We start from the raw sequence: 24,878 nt of genomic DNA on the forward strand, positions 1-24,878 counted from the left end.
CACATCCATCAACTTAACGTATATTTTTATACAAAATGCGGTCTTTCCACGTAGTTTTTTATTATCTTTTATAGATGTTATAAAAGTAGGCACGTCAAATAAACCCTGACGGGTTTCAAATTTTTCGCTATGCTACCTGATGGGCAGAAGTGGTATACTCATACACAACACCTAAAATATCAAAGACTGTTTTTTTCTCATATCTGTGAGATTTTCGTCCGTTTCGCTGTAGGAGGTTAAACAGACGAAGGAGAATCTTTGATAATTCTTGGGTGTTTTTATGTAGTGCTTGATGAAAAAGTAAGAAATAATCTTTAATTATGTACATCGCTTTATATTCACTTAGTTCTTTCTGTTTCTTACGTAATAGGAGTTCTCTCATTTTAAACATAGTAGAAGAACATAATAGAATACTAATGAGTTGTCCATAAAGGTGGCATTCTAATCGCTCTTGTTTAATAGATTTACAACGATGAATTCGAAACCAAGATTTCCATATTTTAAATAACAGCTCAATTTGCCAACGCAGTGAATATAAATCATAGATTTTCTCTTTCGGTACCCATTCCGTAGGAATGTTTGTCATATATACCGTAATTCCTTGTAAAAGTTTCGTACGATCTGTATATGTAATCCCTTTTTTCTTTTCACGAATAGCTCGATCATGTAGACGTTTCTGTTTTTGCGCCTCTGTACATCTATAAACCACAATGCGAGTGGGTAGTTTGTCTTTGCTCCCTACATATACATCTTGTAATTCATAAACTTGGCCAGGTTGTAATTGGTTCATGATGTCTTCCAAATGAATTTGTATATATACCGGTCTCAATTGAGCAGGTTTTGTTTTAAATACCACTGTTTCGAATTCTTTTCTATATATTTTAGTTGGTAATTTAAGACGCGATAAATAATACCCTTCCTTATCTTGGATTGATTTAAAGTCTTGTAAACGAAAATACCCTAAGTCACGAATATATAGTTCATTCTTTTGTGTCATGTCCATTCGAGTCGCCCCATATGCCTGATCACTTCGTTTTCCTGGTTCAATTTTCACATCAGAAAACTCTCCACTCAACAAGTCATACTCTAATTGAATTTTTACACCAGCTGTATGACTACAGCCTCCGGCACCAGGATAAGTAGCTGCGAATCGATCTGGAACTTGAAAGGTTGTAGAATCAAGGATGCGAATCCGCTCAAAGTAAGCAGAAAGAGAATGAGAAATTGTAGATGATCCTCCAATTTTAGCTTGTAGAAGTGTAGTAAATACAGTTCGAAAGAAGGCTACAGAAGCCGAGTTAAATCGTCGATTCAGTCCCTCAGGACTTAATAAAATTCCTGTTGAAGTTTCTAATTGACTACAAAGTTGAGTAAGAGAGGTTGTAGCGATTTGTTGATTTAACCATACACACAAAGATAAAAAATGGTGCCCATGGCACTTACGTTTTCGTTTCATTCCACCTGCTTCTATAGCTAATTGATTAAGTGTAGCGGGAGACATATATCGATATAACTCTTCGGCAAATAAAGACAGCTCTTGTTTTTGATGCATATTCATAAAAAGCACGTCACCCTTTCTCATTAACATAAGAGAATAGTAACGTGCTTTTAAGTTTAAGAATAGTCTATTTTCTTAAGTTGATGGATGTGTGTCGGTACCCCATATTTGGAATTTAATGTTCTTTCAATATAATCTACTTCTGTCTGTTAAAGATGGATTGACCATATCCGTTACTGCACGATATAGATTTTCTGGATATTCGGCTATTCGATGACATAAATACAAGTACCACTCTTTTCCGTAAGTTAAATATACTTTACAGTTGTACCCCTTACTTTTTAAATCCATTAACAAATCTGGGCGGATTCCGTAGAGCATTTCCATTTCTACGTTGGGTTGATTAAGGTATTGACGGTTTTCCATTTCTTGAATAAGCATTTCATCATGTGTGGCTATGGATACTGGGTGGTTAGATTCTATTATTTGTTCTACAAGTTTAAGATAACGATTATTTAATTCCTTTGATCTAGACATAGCAGCATCAGCTGTTTCTTGATAAGCCCCTTTAACAATTCGTATTTTCCCAGGATAATGAACTAATTCCTGAACATCATTGTTGGACCTATATAAATGTGCCTGTATAGTGATCCCTACATTAGGATATTGCGTAGTTGTTTTTTTATAGATATCAAGAATATCGTCCGTTTTTGATGATTCTTCCATACTTATCATAAGTGTAATGCCGTACAGATTTGCTTTCTTGGCTAACTCAAGTAGATGAATATAAGCTGTTTCTGGATCCACAGATAATCCAATATGTGATAAATCAAACGAAACAGTCGACTTCATGGAGAACAAACCCATTTCTTCAATAAGATTCAAAAACTCGTTTTTGGCGTTTCGGCATTCTTCTAAATCTGTTATATTTTCACCAATGTATTCCAGTGAAATAGAATAACCTCTTGAAATCAGTTCTTTTGCTGTTGCAAGCCCATCTTGCCTATGCTCTCCGGTTACAAACCGTTTGGCGGCTTGCAATAATAAAGGATAGAGTTCATTAGACTGCTGAATATAAGATTTAATATGTTCATTTCGTGCAACCGATTTAAGTGCTTGGGTGACTTGAACCTTCGGATTAATCATAACTTACATCTCCTTTTTCATATTTACATAAACTTTATCATGGTAAAATAGATTATATTAGTACCATTTATAATGAATTTTCAAAGTACCAATTTTAGATAAGGAGTAAATTTCAATATGCTTTGGATACCCATTGACCGGTCATTAGATATACCATTAATTAGACAAGTTTATCAGCAAATACGAGAACAAATTTTAAACGGGGACTTACAATCAGGAGAAAAACTACCGTCGACACGTGAACTAACTTCTGAGTTGAATGTATCCAGGAATGTGATTTTGGAAGCGTATGATCAATTATTGGCTGAAGGATTTTTAGTTGCAAAAAGGGGTGCTGGAACATTTGTTGCTGAAGGGACTTTTTTAGAACAACAGAATAAAACACCTTCATTTCATTCTGTGAATTGGAGTGAAGATAAAAATAAAGATGATAACATCATCAACTTTCGTTCAGGTATACCAGCACTGGATTTATTTCCGCGTAAGACATGGGCAAAATTGTCTCATACCATATGGAATGACATTGCATCTTCTACTTTTGGATACGATATTCCCGAAGGACGTCCGGAATTAAGACAGGTTTTATCACGCTATTTACTGAAAACAAGAGGTGTTAATTGTCATCCAGAACAGATTGTGATTACATCTGGTGCAACCCAAGCTATGACACTTGTTTCTAAATTACTTTTATCGCCCGATGATACAGTGATAATGGAAGATCCAATCACCAATGATATTCAAACTATATTTAAAACTTCAGGTGCTCTTCTTTACCCTATACCTGTTGATGAATATGGAATGAAGACATCGTTGCTGCCATTAAATAATTATCCAAAGTTTATCTTTGTTACTCCGTCCCACCAGTTTCCGTTAGGAGGAACGTTACCAATTCAACGAAGGATTCAATTGATTAACTACTCTAGAAGAACAAATTGTTATCTTGTTGAGGATGATTATGACAGTGAATTTAGATATGAAGGACCACCTGTAAGTTCATTACAGGGATTGGATTCAGATCGTGTATTATATATTGGTTCGTTTAGTAAAATCTTATCACCAGCCCTTAGAATGGGATATTTAATTCTTCCTTCACAACTTATTGAAAAATGTCGTAAGCTAAAATGGTTTTCGGATTTACATACCCCTTCTTTAGATCAGCTTATCCTTGCCCGTTTTATTGATGAAGGCTATTTGGAACGACATATTATGAAGATGAAGAAAATGTATAAAAAACGAAGAAACTTCCTTATTCATTGTTTAAAAACAACATTTTTGAATAGGGTTAATATTTTCGGTTATTCAACAGGCTTACACCTAATTGTTGAATTAGATGAATCCCATTTTTCAAAAGAATTACTCGAATGGATCGAACGGTTTGGAGTTAAGGTATATCCTGTAGAAGATCATACTATAGAAAAAGGAAAACATCATAATCGAATTATTTTAGGTTATGGGCATCTAAAAAATGAAGAAATTAAAGAAGGTGTGACTAGACTACATAAAGCAATATATAATTTTAAATCCAAAAATTAAAGCCGAGCCGTCCTTAGCTTAGCATGAGGGCAACTCGGCTTAGTTTTCTGTCAGGATCCCATCACTATCCAGCTAAAATTTTATAGTACCTCCAGAACGAAATTTTGTGTTAACTTGTAACAAAAAGTTCATTTTTTCGTTTTGGGGTAATTCTGGATTTTTAAGTTGATGGATGTGGGGTACCGGCACACATCCATCAACTTAAGAACAGAAATTAAATGAGCTTTTGTTCAAATAAACCAAAAAGGCATAAGGCAACCATTCTTTACTTTTTGAGCCACTCAAGAAAAAGGTACTTTATAAGCCTATTTTTGTAGTTTTTTGTGTTCAGTACAGTAAAATTAGAATGAGAAATTACGTGTTCGGTAAAGAAAACAGATCATTTCTTATTTAACTACTATACCGAATTCATAGTCGGTATAGTAAAACGCCTTAAAAACTATAAAAATTGCAGAGTGGCTCCAAAAAGAAGGAATGGTTGCCATACCCCTTGTACACTGAAAAGACGAAGTCTCCCATCAGACTTCGTCTTTTCGGTATACATGGGACTACAACAATTATTCGTAGCTTCCTAAATATTTTTCCTCATGTATCTAGTGAGTTGCCTTTTTTAACTTTGCAACAGAAACCAAACAATTTATTTACCAATTATTCGGATTAATAGCATAAAAAGGATTGCATTAGGAATCCTCATTGTTATTTGGAACGTATCTTTTATTTGCACCAAAACCTTATTTTTATTGTAATCAATGGTATGTGTATCCTCCATCCGGAAATAATACATTACCTGTAGTAAAACTATTTTGCATTAAATACATGACAGTATGTGCAATTTCATCATTATAGCCAGGTCTCTGTATAAGAGAAAGAGACTTATAATCTTCATAAGCTGCTAGTCTTTTTTCGTTTTGTTCATTTTCCTTTCGTATCGTTCCAGGAGAAACAACATTAACTCTAATCGGAGCTAATTCAACAGCTAAAGCTTTCCCTAAACTTTCAATAGCACCATTACAAGCGCCATAAGCAGGTGCACCTTTAAGTGGTCTTTGACTAAATGCACCAGACATTAACACAATTGATCCAGAATTTGAAAGAAAAGGAATTGCATATTTTACTGCGTAATATTGTGGCCAAAACTTCCCGATAAAGCTGCTTTCGGCAATATCATCATTAGCTGTTATTGGTCCAAGTGTGTATAAGGCGCCTGGTGTGAATAAATGATCAAATGTCCCAACTTCCTTGAAAAAATTTTGTAATTGCTCTTTATTTTGATTATCCAATACATAAGTTTGAAGAAAATTGCTACTTATTACATCTTGAGCAGCATTTAATTTTTCTTCCGAGCGCCCTGCAATAATTACATGTGCGCCTTGTTCAATTGCTTGTTTTGCTGTTGCTAATCCAATACCAGAACTCCCACCAATAATAATGATACGTTTATCTTTTAATGTAGTAATAGACATATTTTAACCTCTCCCTTGATATAAACTTTAAAATAAAACTACTATGCTTTTATTATTCTTTAAAAAGTAGAAAGTGAAAAGTACGCACTTTATATGTACATAGTCGCAAATTTCGTACTAAACGCTTAATAATATGAAAAATTTTTCATTATGATTTATGATGTGAGGGGAGAGGTGAGAATAATGGATTTACAAGAACCGAAATTAAAAGGAGTAGTAGCAACATTACAAATAATCGGGGGGAAATGGAAACCACTCATTTTATTTATTTTGCTAACAGATGGAACGAAACGGTTTGGTGAATTAAAGCGATTAATACCTGATATATCTCAAGGAACATTAGCGAAGCAGCTTCGTGAATTAGAGCAAGATCAACTAATAAAACGCGAAATTTATCAAGAAATACCACCTAAAGTGGAATATAGCTTATCTGAACATGGAAAAACAGTAAGCACTGTTTTAAATAGTATGTGTGGTTGGGGAAGAGGACATTTAGAATTTATCAATAAATCATAAAATTATTATGTAAATGGTTCTGGTGCAGAAACGCTAACGGTCGTGCAAGTAATCTCCTGATTTTGGACTATTTTTGAAGTTAAAAGCACGTTACTATTTTCTTATGTTAATGAGAAAGGGTGACGTGCTTTTTATGAATATGGGTTCTGTTGCAAAGATTTCTAAACTGAGATAACCTGTAGAAAAAGTGTGAGCAGGAGAATAATATATGGGGTATTTTAAAGGAAAACAGTTTAAAAAGGATATTATTTTGGTAGCCGTCGGCTACTATTGTCGTTTTTCTTTAAGCTATCGTGATGTATCTGAAATCTTGAAAGAGCGTGGTGTTTCGGTTCACCCAACAACCATCATGCGTTGGGTTCATGAATATGGAAATCTTATCTATCAAATTTGGAAGAAGAAAAATAAAAACGTTCAATTATCTTGGAAACTAGATGAAACCTATATAAAAGTCAAAGGAAAATGGTGTTATTTATATCGTGCAATTGATAAAGACGGGCACACATTGGATATTCAACTTCGTAAAAAACGGGATCATCAGGCTGCCTATGCCTTTATGAAAAGATTGGTCAAAACGTTTAGAGAACCAGCGGTTCTCACTACAGACAAAGTGCCAGCATTACTTTACGCATTTAACAAATTAAGAGAACAAGGCTTTTATATAAATACAAATCATTGTACAATCAAGCATTTGAACAATCTCATTGAACAGGACCATAGGCATGTGAAGCGACGTTTTGCCAAATCCGCAGGATTTCAAAATCTTCGTCATACTTCACGTACAATCAAAGGAATCGAAAATATTCATGCTACATAAACGAAACCGCAGTTTACAGCCAAACTGCGGTTTTTCAACGTACAAGGAATTACATAAATTATTGGTCACTGCCTAAATGGTTCTCTCTCATTTATCAAGACCTGTTTCTGCTTTTTTAACTTTGCAACAGAACCGTTTTTTCATGTGCCACTATTCGAGTTCACTTCAAAGTTAGATTGGTGTCTAACTTTTACGGGTCAGTTCAATTCTAACCAGTTTTTAAAAATTTAGTCTCAAAATCTAACTTTTAATTGGCACCCACAACTCAACTTCAGCATTCATTGGGTTTCCATTCAAAAGTACTTCCAGAATTTCCTTATCATTATATTTTGAAGCATTATCTTCATTTGTAAAAAACTCATTTTCAAGTTTATCAAATAAGAGCCTTGAAACTCCAGCATTTGTAGTGAGTACTGCATAAGATTGTGAAGATATTTCTAAATTTTCATATCCATCTTTAAAATCATCTGACACTACACCCGCAAAGTATTTTATTCCGTTTTCTATCGGGATAATAGCTGCATAACCTTTTTTATCAGTCGAGATAGGCATAAGTTCTTTCATCATACCTTGGTTAAACAATTCTTTGTAGAACTCTGTTTTTTCTTTTGAGTAATTTTCATCGTTTACTCCTTGACCTTGTATCTCAATACTCCTACCAATTAATTTAAATGTTTCTCTGTTTTTGACTTTCATGATCATTAACCTCCTTTGGTTTATGCTATAATCTTATCAAAGATAATATGGCAACTGTATGTCATATTAAAAAAGGGAATTTATGAGGGGGATTTTATGAAAATAGATAGGCATTTAGGAATAATTTCTTGCCTAATTGATCATAAAAAAACAACAGCTAAAGAATTAGCTGAAAAATTCAATGTAAACATAAGAACAATTATGCGAGATATAGATGACCTAACATTAGCTGGATTACCACTGTATTGTGTAAAAGGTAAAAATGGTGGTATATATTTGATGGATTCAGTTGAATTGAATAAACCTCCGATGTCGAAATCGGAGTTGATGTCTATTGAAACAAGTTTAAAAAGCAGGCTACAAGTACTTGATGATAACCCGACATTTAATGCAATATTAAAGTTAAACAAAATTGGTGAAACTCCAGATTTTGAAATAGACTTGTCTCTTTCGAAAGGAAATACAGAATTAAGAAAACTTGTTTTGGATTTACTTTCAGGCATACGAAATAATGAATTAATTAGTTTTAACTATATAAATTCACAAGGTGAAGAATCAAAAAAGACTACTGAACCATATAGAGTTGTATATAAAGACAGAAGCTGGTACATGGATGCTTATTGTTATTCCACAGAACAATTCAAAATCTATAAACTTGCAAGAATATCAAACCTTAGTATCGTAGGTACCTTCTCAAAAAGAGAATATCGACCACTCTCCTATAATGGCGGTGAATGGATGGAGAAAGATAAAGTACCAGTTACTCTTTTAGTAAATAAATTAGTTATTGATAAATTTTTAGAATTACTAGGGAAAGAAAACATTAAAAATGTAGATGATACATGGTATTCTGTCATTTATCCGCTAAATGATAATGTTTTTGGATATAATACTCTTCTTAGTTATGGTAAATTCGTTAAAGTTGTATCGCCTACTTCTTTTATTAATAATTTTACGAAATATTTAGTTGAGATTAGAAATCTATATAGTGAATAGTTTTACATTTAAAATAAGATTATAGAGTTTTAGCTTATGTTCTTATATCACCTTTTAATTAGAAATCTTTACAACAGCAGCCATAATATCCTATAATTAACAAGATATATTATCTAAAATAAGGTTAGATTGGTTATGGTAAGATTTTTAATTACTAAATTAATTTTATAGTATAAAGGGGCAAACTATGCTTCTTTAAGTAGTAGCAATTAGAAGTCATCATATCCTATCAAATTATTTATATATAAGTATCCATTCTATCTAATAAGAGTAGGTTTATTTGTGATAAATTAATTTGGCTATGAGAAGGTTTACTTCTTATAGCTTTTTTGATTTTCAGGGGGTGGGAGTGTTGTTAAATTAAAAAATTAATGAAATATAGACGGTTGGAAAATAAATTAATGAGGTGATATGTATGTTAGGACCAGATCCAAAAGAGGTATATCCAATTAAAGGGAATAAAAACGTCCAATTTGTTAGTAATACGTTGACTAGACCAAATATAAAGGTTGGTGATTATACTTATTACGATGCTGTAGATGGTGAACGTTTTGAAGATCGAGTTTTATATCATTATGAGGTGATAGGAGATCAATTAATTATAGGTAAGTTTTGTTCGATTGGACCAGGTATAACTATCATTATGAATGGAGCCAATCATAGAATGGACGGTTCTACGTATCCTTTTAATATTTTCGGGAATGGTTGGGAAAAACATACTCCAACATTGGATATGCTACCATACAAAGGCGATACAATAATTGGAAATGATGTGTGGATAGGAAAAGATGTAACGATTATGCCTGGCGTAACAATTGGGGATGGGGCAATTATTGCAGCAAATTCACTAGTAGCAAAAGATGTTGAACCCTTCACAATTGTTGGAGGAAACCCTTCTAAAGAAATAACAAAACGATTTTCTAAAGAGAAAATCGAGGAGTTACTAAAGATACAATGGTGGAATATTAAGCAAGAAATGATATCCAATTATATTGAGGCAATTCTTTCATATAATATAGAAATACTAAAAAAATTAAAATGATAATGTCATCTTATAAAAATATTTCTCTTTTTTTTATTAAAACATGCCATTACTTGTCATGTTTTATGGTTAATCTAGTTTTGTTCCTTGATAATAAGGAAAGTATATAACATAAAGGAGAGATTATAGGATGTCACATTGTCGTTTTTCTTTAAGCTATCGCGATGTATCTGAAATCCTAAGAGAACGTGGTGTCTCCGGTCATCCTACAACCATTATGAGCTGGGTTCATGAGTATAGAAATTTTATCTACCAAATTTGGAAAAGAAAAATAAGCATGTACAACGATCGTGGAAGTTGGATGAGACCTATATAAAAGTTAAGGGTGAATAGTGTTATCTCTATCGTGCAATCGATAAAGAGGGGAATACATTAGAGTTGTTTCAACTTCGTAAAAAACGAGATCAACAAGCAGCATATGTTTTTATGAAAAGATTAATGAAAATATTACGAGAACCGATGGTTCTCGTAATAGACAAAGCTCTAGCATTACTCTGTGCATTGAACAAGTTAAAGAAACAAGGATTTTATGCATGTACTATTCATTATACAAGCAAGTATTTGAACAGGATTATAGACATATAAAGCGACGTTTTGCCAAATCCGCAGGATTTCAAAATCTTCGTCATGCTTCACGTACAATCAAAGGAATCGAAACTATTTATGCTATATATAAACGAAACCGCAGTTTACAGCCAAACTGCGGTTTTTCAACGTACAAGGAATTACATAAATTATTGGTCACTGCCTAAATGGTTCTCTCTCATTTATCAATACCTGTTTCTGCTTTTTTAACTTTGCAACAGAACCTGCGACCATCTGACTTCCTGCTATTGGAATAAACTGAAATTTAATTGGAAATACCGAATAACTCAGCATTTTTCAATGTTTGATCGTCATCAAATCCCTTAATATATCGGTTGGAAAATACCAAGCTATATTCATTAATGATTTGGTATGTTTCTTTAGAAGTGCTATCTCCTGCAAGTAAATAAGGTGAAGCTTGTATGAAATCGGTAAAACCCATATGATCTATAAGCGGTATTGTTAATGAATACCTTCATTTTCTGATTTAAAATAGAGTTCGATAATTTATAAAAAAGATTGATAATTAATAATAAAGATTAATAAAATTTTAAATTCAAATAACACTTGAGTTTCTACCTTGTGAAATACTTCTCCCTACAATAACTACTTTTAACAATCTAATATCTTTTTTATGGTCTAAAACACTTTTATGAGATATCAAAACGAATAAATACGTTTTTTAGTTATAAATTAGCACAAAATTTCATTCTCAGGGTACTATGAAATTTTAGCTTGATAGCGATGTGACAGTAATCCGTTATACAAATAATTGGATGAAATATCTTTGACCTGTTTAAAAAAATGTTATAATAAGCGAAAACATATGAACATATGAACAATTGTTCATATGTTTTTCAAAAAAATAGGTAGTGGAGATGAAACTATGTTGGATGTTATTGTAATTGGTGCTGGTCAAGCAGGGTTAAGTATTGGGTATTTTTTGCAAAAAGGAAGCTATGATTTTGTAATACTTGATGGAGAAAAAAGAATTGGAGAATCATGGAGGAAGAGGTATGATTCTTTGATACTATTTACACCTAGGTCATATAGTTCATTGCCGGGAATGAAATTAGAAGGATCTGAAAATGGATTTCCTACAAAGGATGAAATTGCGGACTATCTAGAAATGTATGCCAATCAGTTTTCGTTACCAGTTCAGTTGGAGACGACTGTACATAAAGTACAAAAAACAAACGGCACATTTCAAGTATCAACCAATAAGGGAGTTGTTTTTTCTAAAAATGTCATTATCGCATCCGGTGCTTTTCAGAAACCGTTTATTCCTTCGATTTCCCAAAACCTTTCAAAAGAGGTGTTTCAAATTCATTCTTCGGAATATCAATCACCAGAAATAATTCCCAATGGCTCTGTCCTCGTAGTGGGGGGAGGGAATTCTGGTACACAAATTGCGGCAGAACTTTCTGGAAGTCGTGATGTAACCATTGCTATTAGTCATCCGTTTAAATTTTTACCACTTAAGATTATGAGGAAAAGCATTTTTTATTGGCTAGAAAAGGTTGGTTTATTATATGCAGGAATTAGCACTAGGCGCGGGTCTTGGTTTCGAAAACAAAGTGATCCTATTTTTGGATTTGATTTAAAGCATCTTATTCATGAGGAGAAAGTTAAAATTAAACCAAGAGTTATACAAGCACAAGGAAGAGAAATAACTTTTAGTGACTATAGTAAAGGAAGCGTGGAAAATATTATATGGTCAACAGGCTTTACTCCTGACTACGGCTGGATAGATATAGAGGGAGCTTTAGGTGAAAAAGGTGTTCCTCTTCATACAAGAGGAGTAAGTTCAATTCAAGGGCTATATTATATTGGGCTACCGTGGCAACATCAAAGAGGATCAGCACTTATTTGTGGAGTGGGAAGGGATGCTAAGTTTTTATATTCCGTGATAGGACAAGAAAGGTAGTTATTTGAGTAATGTGTTCCGTTTTGAAAAAGGAAATTGCAATTAACTAATAAAAAATACTTTGCCAAATCCGCAGGATTTCAAAATCTTTATCATGCTTCACGTACAATCAAAGGAATCGAAATTATTCATGCTATATATAAACGAAACCGCAGTTTACAGCCAAACTGCGGTTTTTCAACGTACAAGGAATTACATAAGTTATTGGTCACTACTTAAATGGTTCTCTTTCATTTATCAATACCTGTTTCTGTTTTTTTAACTTTGCAGTAGAACCGAAATAGACATACAAAAACGCCATCCTTTTCTATTTGGAGTGAACCCTGAGAATGAGACGATAAAAAACACCTCTTATACCGTATTTAATTTAAATACGAATATACGGAGGTGTTTCTTTTATGGGAACGAGAAAATCTTATTCAGAAGAAATTAAATGGAAAACAATCTAGCTGAAAAAACAAGGGTACACAAACAAAGAAATTATGGATCAATTAGGAATTAAAAATAAAGCACAAATTAAAACTTGGATGAAGTGGCATCGTGACGGTGAAACGTATCGTTTTAGTCGCCCTGTAGGAAAACAAAGTACGCTACAAAAACTAGTGAAGAAGGTATAACTGAAATAGAGAAACTTCAGATAGAGAATCGAAAATTAAAGATGCAAATAGACATTTAAAAAAAGTATCACGAAATCGAGAGGAGTTGGTTAAAGAAGTAGTTGTAGAAGTAGTGAAGTTGATGAAAAATGAGTACTCCATTAAAGAGATATGTATATTAATTGGTATACCTCGTTCTACTGATTATCGATGGAAAAATAAAGCGAAAGATATAAAGGAGGCAAAATTAGAATGGGCTATTTTGACAATTTGTGTGACAAATCACTTTCGATATGGACATCGAAAAGTTACTGCTTTATTGAAACGAAAATATAATTATCACTTAAATCGAAAAATTGTATGAAAAATAATGCAAAAGAAAAGTTTACAATGTAGGGTTAAAAGAAAGAGAAGAACCTGGATCAATGTAGAAAGTAGGATTGTTGTAGAGAAAATGGCATTACCACAAGCATGTCCCGTAAAAGAAATTGTCACCGTAATAGAATCGTTTCATTCCTTATTGAAATCTGAATTATTTTATTCACAAGAAAAACAAATACATTCAACTTCTACTCTCAAACAACTCATTCACGATTACATTGAGTATTATCATACGGAATGTATTCAAGAAACGTTAAACGACCTGTCTCCTATAGAATACAAGAAACAGGTAGCATAGGTGTTTTTTCATGTGCCAAATTCGTGGGTCAGTTCATATCGAATCGACATTCTTAAAAACCCTAAGGTTCCTTTAAAATTGTGAATTTTTTGTTTCAAAACTACTATATCTATTGTTTAAATATTAATAAATCAATATTATAAACATATGTTTTTTAGTCATATATGCTTTTGATAATAATAAGAAAGGAAAATATGATGAAAAGAATATAATGCCAATATTGATTGTTCAATTTTTACTCAATTATAAGAATAGATACAAATGGATCACAGAATTGATGCAATAATAATGTTTGTTTGGATACTATATGCATTATTTCCTGCTTGTTTACTGTGCAATGTTACGTATCCATGTTAAGCATAAGAAGGAAAAGAGAGGAAAGAAATAAGGGGGCAAGAAGCATGTTTTTAGCTCTACGTGAATTAAAACAATCAAAAGTAAAATATGGATTAATTGGGCTTATGATGGTTTTATTATCATTTTTAGTCCTTATGATTTCTGGATTAGCAAATGGTTTAGCATATAATACTGTTTCTTCCATTCAAAATATGGATGCCCAAAAGTTTGTATTAGCAAATGATGCAGAAAATTCATTGCTCCGTTCACAAATTAAGAAGGAAGATGTGGATGATGTAGTAAAGCAAGTTGGTGCAAAAGATGCTGTACCATTCCATGTAAAAGCTTCGTCATATGAAAAGAAGGATAGTTCAAAAAAGGTTGATATTGCAATATTTGCAAGTGAACGCGAAACATTTTTGGAACCAAAGATTGTGAAAGGTGATGCATTAGGAACAGCACAAAATGAAATGATTGCTGACGAATCGATTAAAGAAAAAGGCATAGATATTGGAGATACGATTATCGATCCGGTTTCTAAAAAAGAATTTAAAATTACTGGCTTTACAAAAGGTCAAAAGTTCAGTCATACACCTGTTGTTTATGTAAATCGAAATATATGGGGAGAAATTTCACAACCGAACCAAAAGGATTACAACGCAATTGCTCTTCGTACTGATAAGGAAGTTAAAAATGTACATATAATAGAGAAAAACGAAGTTCTTCAAACTATTCCTGGCCATAAAGGGCAACAAAACTCATTAACAATGATTATTGTATTCTTACTCGTGATTGCAACGCTCTTAATCGGTGTATTCTTCTATGTTATTACATTACAAAAAACACAGCAATTAGGTGTACTAAAAGCAATTGGAACGAAAAATTTGTATTTAGCAAATACGTTAGTTGTGCAAGCATTATTCTTATCTGTTGTCGCACTGGCTATAAGTATTATGTTAGTAGAAGGTTTGCAAAGAATTTTACCAGAAAGTATGCCATTCCTATTGACAACGACAATGATTGGCCAATATGCAGGAATCTTTATTGTAATTAGTATACTAGGAACACTGATTTCCTTATATCAAGTATTAAAAGTGGATGCACTAGAGGCTATTGGAGGGGGCATGTAATGATATCACTACTGAAACTAGATAGAGTTAGTAAAGTATATGGTGAAGGAAACACAGAGGTAACAGCCCTTCATCCAATTTCACTTGATGTGAAGGCTGGAGAATTCATCGGTATTGTGGGGCCTTCTGGTTCAGGAAAAAGTACATTGTTATCGATTGCTGGAGCATTATTATCACCATCAAAAGGTAATATTTATATTGGTGAGCAAAATATTACCCATTTATCAGAAAAGGAAATGACAGATATTCGGTTAAGAAAAATCGGATTCATTTTTCAATTCGCTAATCTTGTTCCCTATTTAAATGTAAAAGAACAATTACTATACATTGCAAAATTAAAGAAAGAAGACCGAAAAGAATCTGAAACGCGTGTGAATCACTTACTAACAGTATTTGGACTATCCCAGAGAAAAAATCACTATCCACATCAGTTATCTGGTGGAGAAAGACAAAGAGTTGCGATTGCTCGTGCTTTTATGAATAAGCCAGATTTAATATTAGCAGATGAACCAACGGCAAGCCTTGATTCAAAACGTGGACAAGAAGTTGTCGAAATGATGAAACGAGAAGTAAAAGAAAATCAAAAAGCAGCGATTATGATTACGCATGATGAGAAAATTCTTGGTGTATGTGATCGAACATTAACACTTAGAGACGGAAATTTAGTATAGAAAGTATGTGAAACAGCACAGGAGGAACTCCTGTGCTGTTTTTGTGAATTATTATCTGTTTAGATGAATTTTAAAATTAAATGTTAGTTATCATAGTTTTATTACTTAAAAAGCAACTTTATTATTTTTATATGACGAATTGTATTATTAAATGTAACACCTGAAAAATCAAAAGTCTTCCAGGGGTTCAGCCAAGTTACATGTAAAAATGGGGCATAATCTGTTTTTTCATTATTATTTTTTAGGTGAAAATAATTACCCTACGCTAAACAAAAAGCTAATTTCCTTAACGCACAGGAAATTGAGACACGGCAAGAATTCGTTCTTTTTTGAGCCACTCATCGTGAAACTAAATAATAATAAAATAGGTTCTGTTGCAAAGTTAAAAAAGCAGAAACAGATCTTGATAAATGAGAAAGAACCATTTAGGCAGTGACCAAGAATTTATGTAATTCCTTGTACGTTGAAAAACCGCAGTTTGGTGTAAACTGCGGTTTCGATTCCTTTGATTGTGCGTGAAGCATGACGAAGATTTTGAAATCCTGCAGATTTGGCAAAAAGTCGCTTGATATGTCTATGATCCTGTTTGATGAGATTATTGAAATGCTTAACGGTGCAATGTTTCGTATGCACATAAAAAACGTTAGTTTTCAGTTTTTTGAGCACACAAAGTAAGGCAGGAGCCTTGTCTGTTGTGAGAACCGTTGGTTCTCCAAAAGCTTTCACTAACCTTTTCATAAACATATAGAAGGCTTGATAATCCCTTGTTTTACGAAGTTGGATATCCAAAGTGTACCCTCCTCGATCAATCACACGATAAAGATAACACCACTCTCCTTTGACTTTGATGTAGGTCTCATCTAAATACCATACGGAATGTGCTGATTTATTTTTCTTCTTCCAAATTTGATAAATGAAATCTCCATATTCATGAACCCAACGCATGATAGTTGTAGGATGAACCGATATTCCACGTTCTCTCAAAAGTTCAGACACATCGCGATAACTTAAAGAAAAACGACAATAGTAGCCGATGGCTACCAAAATAATATCTTTTTTAAATTGTTTTCCTTTAAAGTATTCCATGTATCATTCGCCCCATCTCAATTACCCTAAAGTTTAGCTCAGCTCGAAAAACTTTGCAACAGAACCGTTTTGGGGACTCTCAATATTTAGAATTAATTAAAGCAACACAAAAAAGGAGTAAATGTGACTTTAAGTGGTGAGAAGTGCAGCATAGCTCTTCACTTCAACTTTTTGCTTAAAAAAACCACAAACTCATTCATTGACAACACATTAAATTTTTTATACCCTGTAATAATAAACAAAATTTGCTAGATTAGAGAATGGGGTGTGTTGAATGATTATAAAAGTTGTAGATTATAATCAGAATTGGAGCAGCGACTATCAAAAAGAGGAGCATTTTATTAGGGCAATCCTTCAAGAAGAATTAGTGAAAAGTTTTCATATCGGAAGCACATCAGTTCCAGGTCTAAAAGCAAAACCAATTATTGATATTTTACTAGTAGTCAATGATATTTATAAGCTGGATTCATTTTCTAAGCAATTTCAAGAAATTGGCTACGAAGTCATGGGGGAATTTGGGATTACCGGAAGAAGATATTTCCGCAAAGGTGGCAATCTTCGCACCCACCAAATCCACGCTTATCAATATGACAAAATTGAAGAAATTGAAAGACATTTAGCATTTAGAGATTATCTTCGTGAGCATCCCGTAGTGTGTAAGCAGTATGGGGAATTAAAGAGCCAACTTGCCAAAGAATATCCAAATGATATAAAGGGATATGGCGATGGGAAAGACAAATTTGTGAAAAGTGTTGAAAAAGATGCTTTAAAATGGTTTTGGGCTGTCCGTTAAAATTAAAGTAATGCACCACACTATTTGTGATGGTTACCATACAGGCTTAATTATGAATTAGTTTTGTGATTAGAGTTAATAGATTGAATTTCCCCCGCTATTACCCACTATAAAAGCGTCCCCGCTTATTGAACTGTATCCTATAAAATGGACAGTTTCATAAAAAGCTCTGAAAATCAACCACCTTTTTTAATGTCCACTGATAACGATTATAATCCTTTATGTTGAGCTCAAGGGATTCAAAGGTTTGACAATCTTTGTAATCTAATTCATCTTTCATATGACCAAAAAAGGATTCCATTGGTGCATTGTCTAAACAATTGCCCCTACGGGACATAGATTGTCTGATTTCCATTTCTCTTACGCGTTTTTGAAATTCAGGGTGTGTATGAACACCTTGGTCTGAATGTAGAAGTGCCTCAGGATGGATGACTTCTCCTAATCTCTCTTTCAAGTTATCTAATGTTTGATAGACAATATCCATTTGTAAAGAAGAGGAGACATGATAGGCTAAAATCTCTCGTGTTGTACTGTCTTTTACACATGATAAATAAGCCTTTTTTCCTTTTCCATAAAATAAATAGGTAATATCGGTTAACATACTTTTTTCAGGCTCTTCTTGATTGAATTGGCGTTTTAAAAGATTTGTGTCGCTTTTGCGATGTGTTTATAAGGATTCGCCGAATCTTTGTCACAAGATTATATTTACGCATAATACGGTAAATACGTTTGAGATTCATACAAATTCCTTTTGTCTTTTCCAACACCATTTTGATAGAACGACCACCACATGTTTTCCCTTTTCGATTAAAAATTTCTTGGATCCATTCATAATCTGTTTCATTATTGCGTCCTTTTCCAGGTGTTTATCTGTTTGATGAAGCCACGCATAGTATCCACTCGGACTTACCCCAGCCAGTGTGCAAAGGTAACGCACCATACGTGGGAATTGGAATCGACTTATGGTTTGTTCAATCAGTGTGTATGTTTCTCGTGGTGTTAACGCTTCTTCTATAACGCCTGCCTTTCGAGTTCGTCTAACTTTTTTAGGAATGTCAATTCCGCTTCTAAAAAGGCAATACGTGCTTCCACTTTCTTTAATTTTTCATTAGAAGAGAGAGGTTTTTCTGAAGGACGTCCCGTGCTTCCTTTCCCGCGGCGTTCTGTATAAAAACCTTCCTCACCAAATTGTTCAAAGGTTCTTCGCCAACGTTTCAAGCATTGTTTTGGTTTCTTCTCACCAATCACAGCTAAGTCAAACCCATTCTCTAAAAAGATTTGGCTAGGATCTTTTCCTTGTTGATTTTCTTTTACCGCTTTTATTTTGAAATCTGGACAATAGCTAATCGAACGTTCCGACGCTTTTACTAAATTTTTATTTTTTTCTAGCTGTTTCATTTGAATTTCGTTAAAAATAATTTTACTCATTCTCCGTACCTCATTTCTATCGTTGATTCCATTATAACGAGGATTTTTTGATAAAAATACAAAAAAACGAATCATGGGGCTTTTTTTAAGTGTCCATGATTCGAGGTACAGTTCAGATAAGCGTAAAAGGATTTTTTATTTAAACATTTTTCATAGTAGTTATATCAATTGTGAGATGTAGGCTGGCTTGTAAAATAAACTTAGCAGAAGTCTTCAAACAGAACCAAAAGCTTAATTCTTCTCCAGCTATAGCCCCGCATTTTTAATCCAATTCACAGCAATCTCAGTAAATTTTCTAACTGCAGGCGAACTAGACATTCTAATAGCTAATCCTATGGTTCTAGTTTGTTTTAATTCAAGTGGTATAGCTTTTATTGAGTCTAATCCTTTAGGGATAATCATTTCCGGCAATATGCTAATACCTAGATTATTCTCAACCATAGAGAAAATAGAATTTTCATTCATATTTTCAAATCGAATATTTGGATAGATATTGCTCTCTTTAAAAAATGGCTGTATATCTTCAAAACATTGATAAGTGGGCATAATGAAAGGAGTATTTTCAATATCCTCAACAGATATATACTTTCTACTATGTAAAGGTGATTTTTCTGATACTACACATAAAAGTGGCTCAGTTTTTAACTGGACAATATCAAATGAATGCAAAGAAGTAATTTTACTATTAACAAAACCGCAATCTACTTCATTATCTAATAACCATGTTTCTATCTCTGTATAATTTCCTTCTATAAGCTGAATTTTTATAAAAGGATATTGCTGGTTCATTTCATTTATAATATAAGGAATCCAGTTTGTTGTTATACTACTAAATACTCCTACTTTTACTGTACCCTTATTCAGCCCATTTATAGCACTTACTTCCTGTTTCAACATATTATTATAATATAAAATTTCTCGAATTGTGATTAATAAATCCCTACCATTTTGAGTTAGCTTAATTGCAGAGTTATTCCGGATGAATAAAGGGAAGTTAAACTCTTTTTCTAAGCTTGTAATAGCATGACTCACAGCAGATTGTGTTAATCCTAATTCTTCAGCAGCCTTCGTAAAGCTATTTACTTCTGCTGCTTTACTAAAAATCTCATATTTAACTAAACTCATTGTTGGCACCTCATGCTCATGAATTTTTTTCATGCGATTCATTATAATTATTCGATGTACTAATGTCAAACATGTACTTATAATTAAGACATATTTTGCAGCATTGCATTTAAAAATAACTTTAAAGGGGCGTGTAGTGTAATGAAGAGAATTTTAATTACAGGAGCTGCTGGCAAGATCGGTCAACATATTACCAATACTTTAATGAAGAAAACAAGCTATCAATTAAGATTGGCAGATATTAATTTATTTCCTTTAGAAAAATTTAAAAAGTCAGGTAATGAAATCATATATCTAAATATATCTAATTTAGAGGAATGTCAAGAAGTATGTAAAAATACAGATATCTTGATTCACCTAGCAGGAGATCCCTCTCCAAATGCAGATTTTTATACTACTTTATTAGAGACTAATATAAAAGGTTCATACAATATATTTAAAGCTGCATCGGATAATGGTATTTCTAAAGTAATAGTTGCTTCCAGCGCTCAAACAGTTGAAGGATACCCACTAGACTTTCAAGTAACAGAATCGTCACCCGTTAGACCAAAAAATATGTATGGGGTTAGTAAATGTTTCGTGGAAGCACTTGCATCTTATTTTGCTTATGAAAAACAGTTGCAAAGCGTTGCTATCCGTATTGGTGCTTATGACGATTACAAACCTGAAGGGGAGCAACTCTCAGCTCGAGATATGAGTGCGTATATAAGTCCAGAAGATTTTAGCGATCTTCTCCTAAAAATAATTTTGGCCGAAAACCTACCTCCTTTTTCTATTTTACATGGTGTATCTGATAATCGTTTTAAACGTTTAAATATCGAAGAAACAAAAAGGTTAGTAGAATACAAACCAAATTCAGATGCATTTAAATTGTCCGGAATTCAGTTGTTTGATTGTTAAGTATTTATCCCAAAGTTTAAAAGGAGGGTGTCTCATGAGAAACCTAACAAAAACCGCCAAAAAGAATATACAATTAAAACCAATAGAAACTAAGAGGGAGAAGACTTTTAAAGACTATTGGAACGAAATTATTAAAGCTCTCATTGCAACCAAGTAATTTCATATCTTTTAAATATTATACTTGTTCGAATCAAGTGCATTAATATTTATGGGTAATCGGATTTTAGTGTGGGAACCCATTTTATTTAACTAATGCTCATTTAAGCACTATTTCGGATTATCGTGTGGAATCACAATGGAACTTTTTAAAGTTAAATATGATTTACATGACAATGGGGTACAGCCGAGATACGTGTAAAAATAGGTCATAGACTTACTTTTATTCCCAATTAGTTTTGGAATCGGATTTTTTCTTTTTTGGCTTTGTTAAATTATATTGTTGATAATTGAGATATAAAAATGACTTATCAATAGATAAGTCATTTTTTAATTGCCAGTTCGGCTATTTATTATTCTCAGGGACCTTTTGGCTTCATTTCTTATAATCGGCTGATCATCATTTTTTTCGATGTCCAAAAGAGTGTGAATAACATTGATATCGTTAAAACTTTCAAAAGCTCTAACCAATTTCCATCGAGTAATATCATCTTTGAAATTGGCCTTTAAACATAGTAAAAGTGCATCGATAATTTGATGGTTTGAATGTAGTTTTTGGTAAAAACACATAAAGCCTATTGCATCAATGACTTCTCTAATTGCAAGAATATTATCTGTTTTTAGTACATCCAATAAAATTGGTAGAATCTCTTTTTTCATATGAGCTAGAGTTCTAGCGATAATATCCCTCGGCAAAGGATAACTTTTCTTATTGAAACCATTAGTAGGTAATACTTTATGTTGATTATTGCCTATCTGCCCTAAATATTCGACCATCATCTTAGCAGACTGAACATTACCTTTTGAAAGTGCGTCACATAATTCAATTTTTGTATAAAGTTTGTTTTCTTGTGTAAGAGTTTGAAGAAACAAACGAATCAAATTATCATTTAAATCCTTTTTCTCTGATAGTAATTTTATAGCGATAGTTCTTTTATATGCTTCTTTTGATTTAATCATTTCTAATAATTCAAGATTTGAGTGAGTATTATAATGTTGTAAATCTTCAAGTGTAATTTTCCCGCGGCTTTTTAATTGAGAATCCGAACTTTTCATTTATACCTCCATATAACTGTCTGAATTAGATATGGCGTTCTTTATTCTATATACAGTTTGCCTAGTTATACCGTTTTCTTTTGCAATATGAGAAATGGCTTCGCCATCATTTAACATTTCAACTACTCGATTGTATACTAATCTTTTTTGAGGGTCCTTTGCTGTTGGAGAATAGATAGTAGGTCTTCCTTTATAGACACCTTTCTGTTTGGCTATCGAAATTCCTTGTGCCTGTCTCCTTTTCGTTTCTGTTCGTTCCTGTTCCGCAATCATAGCCAAGATTTGAATAATTAAATCCTTGATGAATTTATCTAACAAAGAATTTCCAATTGCTTCTGCCATAATAGGTAGGCTAGTAATAATTAACTTTACTTCCTTTCTCTTTAGATAATTAACAGTCTCAATAATTTCATCATAATTACGTCCGAGTCTGTCGATAGCTTCTACCATAAATGTATCTCCACTTCGAACAAATTGTAGCGCCTCTTGAAATGCCTCTCTATTATGAACAGATGCACCAGATTTTTGTTCCGTAAATATTTTTTTCGCTCCAAATTCTTTTAATGTTTGTATTTGTCTATTTAAATTTTGATCTAAAGTTGAAACTCTAGCATAAGCAATTTTCATTTTTAAAAATCCACCTCATTTTCTAACCTATTATCATACACCCTAATCATACAATCGAAAGCGAGTGTTTTCAATAACCGACCGATGGATGATTAGGGTCTACCCATAATAGACAAAGCCGGACTCTTTATCGTAAGATGAAAGAGTCCGCAACCACCTTTGGTGTAATTCTAACTAGGAGGAATGAGATTGACTTCAGTTGAACGTACAGCATATCCCAGGTTTAAACAAAACTTAACTAAGAAAGAACTTGCAGCAATTTATACGATTACACATGAAGAAAATATATTTGCACATCGTGTAGCACGTGGAGAGAGTTCAGTTTTTATTTGTTTAGTCATGTTAAAGTCTTTTCAACGATTAGGCTACTTTCCACGTCCTAAGGATATTCCACCGATGGTGCTTCAACATATTCGATCATGTCTTAATATATCTGATGAAATAGAACTTAAATTCAATCCAAAAGTGATGTATCGACATCAAAAAGAAATTCGTCAATATTTACAGGTATATGCATTTGGAAAAGATGCTTTGCATGTAGCTACAAAGGCTATCTATCATGCTTCTCATGTGATGGATCATCCTCCGGATTTAATTAATGTTGCAATTGAAGAATTAATTAAAGAACGCTATGAATTGCCAGCATTCAGTACTTTAGATAGACTTTCTCGTCGTGTACGAACACTGGTTAACAACCAATTGTGTCACACAGTTATGACTCGGTTGTCAAAACAAGAAAAACATAAACTTGAAGAATTACTTTATACTTCGCAAGAAACCAAGCATTCTGGTTTTAATTATTTTAAAGAACTTCCTAAAAGCCCCTCAATTTCTCATATGAAAGAGCTACAAAATAAATTAGATTTTATTACATCATTTATGTCGAACATCGAGGAACTATTAAAAGAGATTCCAAATTCTAAAATTAAACACTTTGCATCAGAAGCACTAGCTTTAGATGCATCGGAAATAAAAGACTTTCATATGGCTAAAAGGTATATGTTGTTATTGTCTGTTATTTATCGTTCACAAATTGTAACAAGAGATAATTTAATAGATATGTTTTTAAAAAGGATTGCTAGGATACATAAAAGAGGAAAAGAAGAATTAGCTCTTTTACGAGAACAGCAACGTTCTATAAGTGAAAACCTTATTTCTATATTGAGTGAAGTTTTACATACAACTCATACGCATGATGATACGAACATGATAGGAAGTAAAATAACGGAGTTATTTGAAGAAAAAGGCGGTATCGATTCTTTGCAACAAGATTGCTTAGCCATTTCGGCGTATAACAGGAATAATTATCTTCCTTTATTAGAAAAGTTCTATAACAGTCACAGAAAGACTCTATTTCGATTGATTTCATTATTAGAATTGGATTCAACGACTCAGGATGATTCTCTTATAAAAGCTTTACAATTTTTGTTGCTAAATGAAAATCGGAGAGTAGAACAGCTTCCTACTAATCTTGATTTATCATTCGCAAACGAGCAATGGAGACAAACTCTTCGAGTTGGAAAAGACTCTAATTTATTGTATCGTAAACGTCTGGAACTTTGTATATTTTCCTATTTGGCTTCCGAATTAAAGACAGGTGACGTAAGTGTACAAGGTTCTGAAAAATACGCTGATTATAGGAAACAGTTATTACCTTGGGAAGAATGCGAACCGATAGTTAAGGAGTATTGCGAAGAACTTAATTTCCCTTCATCTCCTACTAATTTTGTTAAACAACTAAAACACAAATTAACTTCTGTTGCCAATACGGTAGATTTAAATTATCCAAATAACGGACAAGTGATTATAACAGAAGATGGCGAACCTATTTTAAAACGATTAGCACGAAGAAATGTATCTACAAGTAGTAAATTATTAGAAAAAGAAATTATACAACGTTTACCAGAGCGAACCGTATTAGATATACTTTGTAATGTAGAACATTGGACTCATTGGACAAGACATTTTGGTCCTTTATCCGGATCTGATCCTAAATTAGAAAATCCTACGGAACGTTATATTGTTACTACATTCGGATATGGATGTAATTTAGGACCAACGCAAACAGCCAAACAT

At 33.0% G+C, this 24,878-nt stretch carries 22 protein-coding genes and 4 pseudogenes; 17 read left to right on the plus strand and 9 right to left on the minus strand.

Annotated features, from left to right (window positions below; genetic code table 11):
* Nucleotides 1–127 precede the first annotated feature (127 nt).
* Both ACO6VI_RS29300 and ACO6VI_RS29305 read right to left on the minus strand, forming a co-directional pair.
* Nucleotides 128–1,558 (minus strand): IS4-like element ISBce2 family transposase, encoded by a 1,431-nt coding sequence (locus ACO6VI_RS29300; RefSeq protein ID WP_422424664.1) that lies wholly within the window; start codon nt 1,556–1,558, stop codon nt 128–130.
* A gap of 126 nt (nt 1,559–1,684) precedes the next feature.
* On the minus strand, nt 1,685–2,644 hold the full coding sequence (locus tag ACO6VI_RS29305) for a proline dehydrogenase family protein (RefSeq protein ID WP_422424812.1): 960 nt from the start codon (nt 2,642–2,644) through the stop codon (nt 1,685–1,687).
* 117 nt (nt 2,645–2,761) lie between these two features.
* On the opposite strand from ACO6VI_RS29305, the gene ACO6VI_RS29310 reads away from it, so the two are divergent.
* Nucleotides 2,762–4,177 carry a PLP-dependent aminotransferase family protein gene (locus ACO6VI_RS29310; protein ID WP_422424814.1) on the plus strand — a complete coding sequence of 472 codons (1,416 nt, stop codon included), beginning with the start codon at nt 2,762–2,764 and terminating at the stop codon, nt 4,175–4,177.
* A 746-nt stretch (nt 4,178–4,923) separates the two neighbouring features.
* Here ACO6VI_RS29310 and ACO6VI_RS29315 read toward each other — a convergent pair.
* Nucleotides 4,924–5,640: an SDR family oxidoreductase gene (locus ACO6VI_RS29315; RefSeq protein ID WP_422424816.1), complete on the minus strand. Its 717-nt coding sequence runs from the start codon at nt 5,638–5,640 to the stop codon at nt 4,924–4,926.
* A 183-nt stretch (nt 5,641–5,823) separates the two neighbouring features.
* Here ACO6VI_RS29315 and ACO6VI_RS29320 point away from each other — a divergent pair, with 183 nt between their 5' ends.
* Both ACO6VI_RS29320 and ACO6VI_RS29325 read left to right on the plus strand, forming a co-directional pair.
* Nucleotides 5,824–6,156, plus strand: a complete 333-nt coding sequence (locus tag ACO6VI_RS29320; RefSeq protein WP_088119816.1) for a winged helix-turn-helix transcriptional regulator — start codon at nt 5,824–5,826, stop codon at nt 6,154–6,156.
* Between the two features lie 208 nt (nt 6,157–6,364).
* A protein-coding gene (locus ACO6VI_RS29325; protein WP_422424818.1) for an IS6 family transposase occupies nt 6,365–7,049 on the plus strand; the annotation gives its coding sequence in 2 pieces (ribosomal slippage) (nt 6,365–6,966 and nt 6,965–7,049; 687 coding nt in all).
* 164 nt (nt 7,050–7,213) lie between these two features.
* On the opposite strand, the gene ACO6VI_RS29330 is transcribed toward ACO6VI_RS29325, so the two are convergent.
* Nucleotides 7,214–7,669 (minus strand): effector binding domain-containing protein, encoded by a 456-nt coding sequence (locus tag ACO6VI_RS29330; protein WP_088119815.1) that lies wholly within the window; start codon nt 7,667–7,669, stop codon nt 7,214–7,216.
* A 96-nt stretch (nt 7,670–7,765) separates the two neighbouring features.
* Here ACO6VI_RS29330 and ACO6VI_RS29335 point away from each other — a divergent pair, with 96 nt between their 5' ends.
* The 10 genes and pseudogenes from ACO6VI_RS29335 (at nt 7,766) to ACO6VI_RS29380 (ending at nt 15,631) form a co-directional block, all read left to right on the plus strand.
* A complete protein-coding gene (locus ACO6VI_RS29335) occupies nt 7,766–8,665 on the plus strand; it encodes a helix-turn-helix transcriptional regulator (RefSeq protein WP_422424820.1) in 900 nt (299 codons plus the stop codon).
* Nucleotides 8,666–9,080: 415 nt separating this feature from the next.
* Nucleotides 9,081–9,707, plus strand: coding sequence for a Vat family streptogramin A O-acetyltransferase (locus ACO6VI_RS29340; RefSeq protein ID WP_422424822.1), 627 nt, complete (start codon nt 9,081–9,083; stop codon nt 9,705–9,707).
* A gap of 378 nt (nt 9,708–10,085) precedes the next feature.
* Nucleotides 10,086–10,459, plus strand: a pseudogene (locus ACO6VI_RS29345) (DDE-type integrase/transposase/recombinase).
* A gap of 719 nt (nt 10,460–11,178) precedes the next feature.
* Nucleotides 11,179–12,219 (plus strand): flavin-containing monooxygenase, encoded by a 1,041-nt coding sequence (locus ACO6VI_RS29350; protein ID WP_422424824.1) that lies wholly within the window; start codon nt 11,179–11,181, stop codon nt 12,217–12,219.
* Between the two features lie 51 nt (nt 12,220–12,270).
* A pseudogene (locus tag ACO6VI_RS29355) lies at nt 12,271–12,438 on the plus strand (IS6 family transposase); the annotation flags it as partial.
* Nucleotides 12,439–12,701: 263 nt separating this feature from the next.
* Nucleotides 12,702–12,836 (plus strand): hypothetical protein, encoded by a 135-nt coding sequence (locus tag ACO6VI_RS29360; protein WP_422424826.1) that lies wholly within the window; start codon nt 12,702–12,704, stop codon nt 12,834–12,836.
* Between the two features lie 85 nt (nt 12,837–12,921).
* Nucleotides 12,922–13,179: an IS3 family transposase gene (locus tag ACO6VI_RS29365; RefSeq protein WP_088119846.1), complete on the plus strand. Its 258-nt coding sequence runs from the start codon at nt 12,922–12,924 to the stop codon at nt 13,177–13,179.
* A 90-nt stretch (nt 13,180–13,269) separates the two neighbouring features.
* Nucleotides 13,270–13,494 carry an IS3 family transposase gene (locus ACO6VI_RS29370; RefSeq protein ID WP_422424828.1) on the plus strand — a complete coding sequence of 75 codons (225 nt, stop codon included), beginning with the start codon at nt 13,270–13,272 and terminating at the stop codon, nt 13,492–13,494.
* Between the two features lie 401 nt (nt 13,495–13,895).
* The gene (locus tag ACO6VI_RS29375) at nt 13,896–14,960 is read left to right on the plus strand and encodes an ABC transporter permease (RefSeq protein WP_422424829.1); all 1,065 of its coding nucleotides are present in this window, start codon (nt 13,896–13,898) and stop codon (nt 14,958–14,960) included.
* A complete protein-coding gene (locus ACO6VI_RS29380; RefSeq protein ID WP_088119849.1) occupies nt 14,960–15,631 on the plus strand; it encodes an ABC transporter ATP-binding protein in 672 nt (223 codons plus the stop codon). Before ACO6VI_RS29375 ends, ACO6VI_RS29380 begins: the two co-directional genes overlap by 1 nt.
* A 425-nt stretch (nt 15,632–16,056) precedes the next feature.
* On the opposite strand, the pseudogene ACO6VI_RS29385 reads toward ACO6VI_RS29380, so the two are convergent.
* A pseudogene (locus ACO6VI_RS29385) lies at nt 16,057–16,717 on the minus strand (IS6 family transposase).
* A gap of 274 nt (nt 16,718–16,991) precedes the next feature.
* On the opposite strand from ACO6VI_RS29385, the gene ACO6VI_RS29390 reads away from it, so the two are divergent.
* The gene (locus ACO6VI_RS29390; protein ID WP_088119852.1) at nt 16,992–17,510 is read left to right on the plus strand and encodes a GrpB family protein; all 519 of its coding nucleotides are present in this window, start codon (nt 16,992–16,994) and stop codon (nt 17,508–17,510) included.
* Between the two features lie 157 nt (nt 17,511–17,667).
* Here ACO6VI_RS29390 and ACO6VI_RS29395 read toward each other — a convergent pair.
* Nucleotides 17,668–18,938: pseudogene (locus ACO6VI_RS29395) on the minus strand (IS3 family transposase).
* Nucleotides 18,939–19,184: 246 nt separating this feature from the next.
* Complete coding sequence (locus ACO6VI_RS29400) at nt 19,185–20,063, minus strand: LysR family transcriptional regulator (RefSeq protein WP_088119854.1); 879 nt, start codon at nt 20,061–20,063, stop codon at nt 19,185–19,187.
* A 141-nt stretch (nt 20,064–20,204) separates the two neighbouring features.
* On the opposite strand from ACO6VI_RS29400, the gene ACO6VI_RS29405 reads away from it, so the two are divergent.
* Together ACO6VI_RS29405 and ACO6VI_RS29410 are read left to right on the plus strand one after the other, a co-directional pair.
* Entirely contained in the window at nt 20,205–20,963 is a 759-nt protein-coding gene (locus tag ACO6VI_RS29405) for an NAD-dependent epimerase/dehydratase family protein (RefSeq protein WP_422424830.1), read from the plus strand.
* A gap of 34 nt (nt 20,964–20,997) precedes the next feature.
* Complete coding sequence (locus tag ACO6VI_RS29410; protein WP_289305636.1) at nt 20,998–21,120, plus strand: hypothetical protein; 123 nt, start codon at nt 20,998–21,000, stop codon at nt 21,118–21,120.
* 329 nt (nt 21,121–21,449) lie between these two features.
* On the opposite strand, the gene ACO6VI_RS29415 is transcribed toward ACO6VI_RS29410, so the two are convergent.
* Both ACO6VI_RS29415 and ACO6VI_RS29420 read right to left on the minus strand, forming a co-directional pair.
* A complete protein-coding gene (locus ACO6VI_RS29415) occupies nt 21,450–22,175 on the minus strand; it encodes a HEAT repeat domain-containing protein (protein WP_098214526.1) in 726 nt (241 codons plus the stop codon).
* Nucleotides 22,176–22,802, minus strand: a complete 627-nt coding sequence (locus ACO6VI_RS29420; protein ID WP_098386518.1) for a recombinase family protein — start codon at nt 22,800–22,802, stop codon at nt 22,176–22,178.
* 189 nt (nt 22,803–22,991) lie between these two features.
* Between ACO6VI_RS29420 and ACO6VI_RS29425 the strand changes: the two genes are divergently transcribed.
* A partial coding sequence (locus ACO6VI_RS29425; protein ID WP_422424832.1) for a DUF4158 domain-containing protein occupies nt 22,992–24,878 on the plus strand: 1,887 nt, incomplete at its 3' end.

It is taken from the genome of Bacillus sp. PSXD-155, from assembly GCF_049310765.1.
GTDB lineage: Bacteria > Bacillota > Bacilli > Bacillales > Bacillaceae_G > Bacillus_A > Bacillus_A cereus.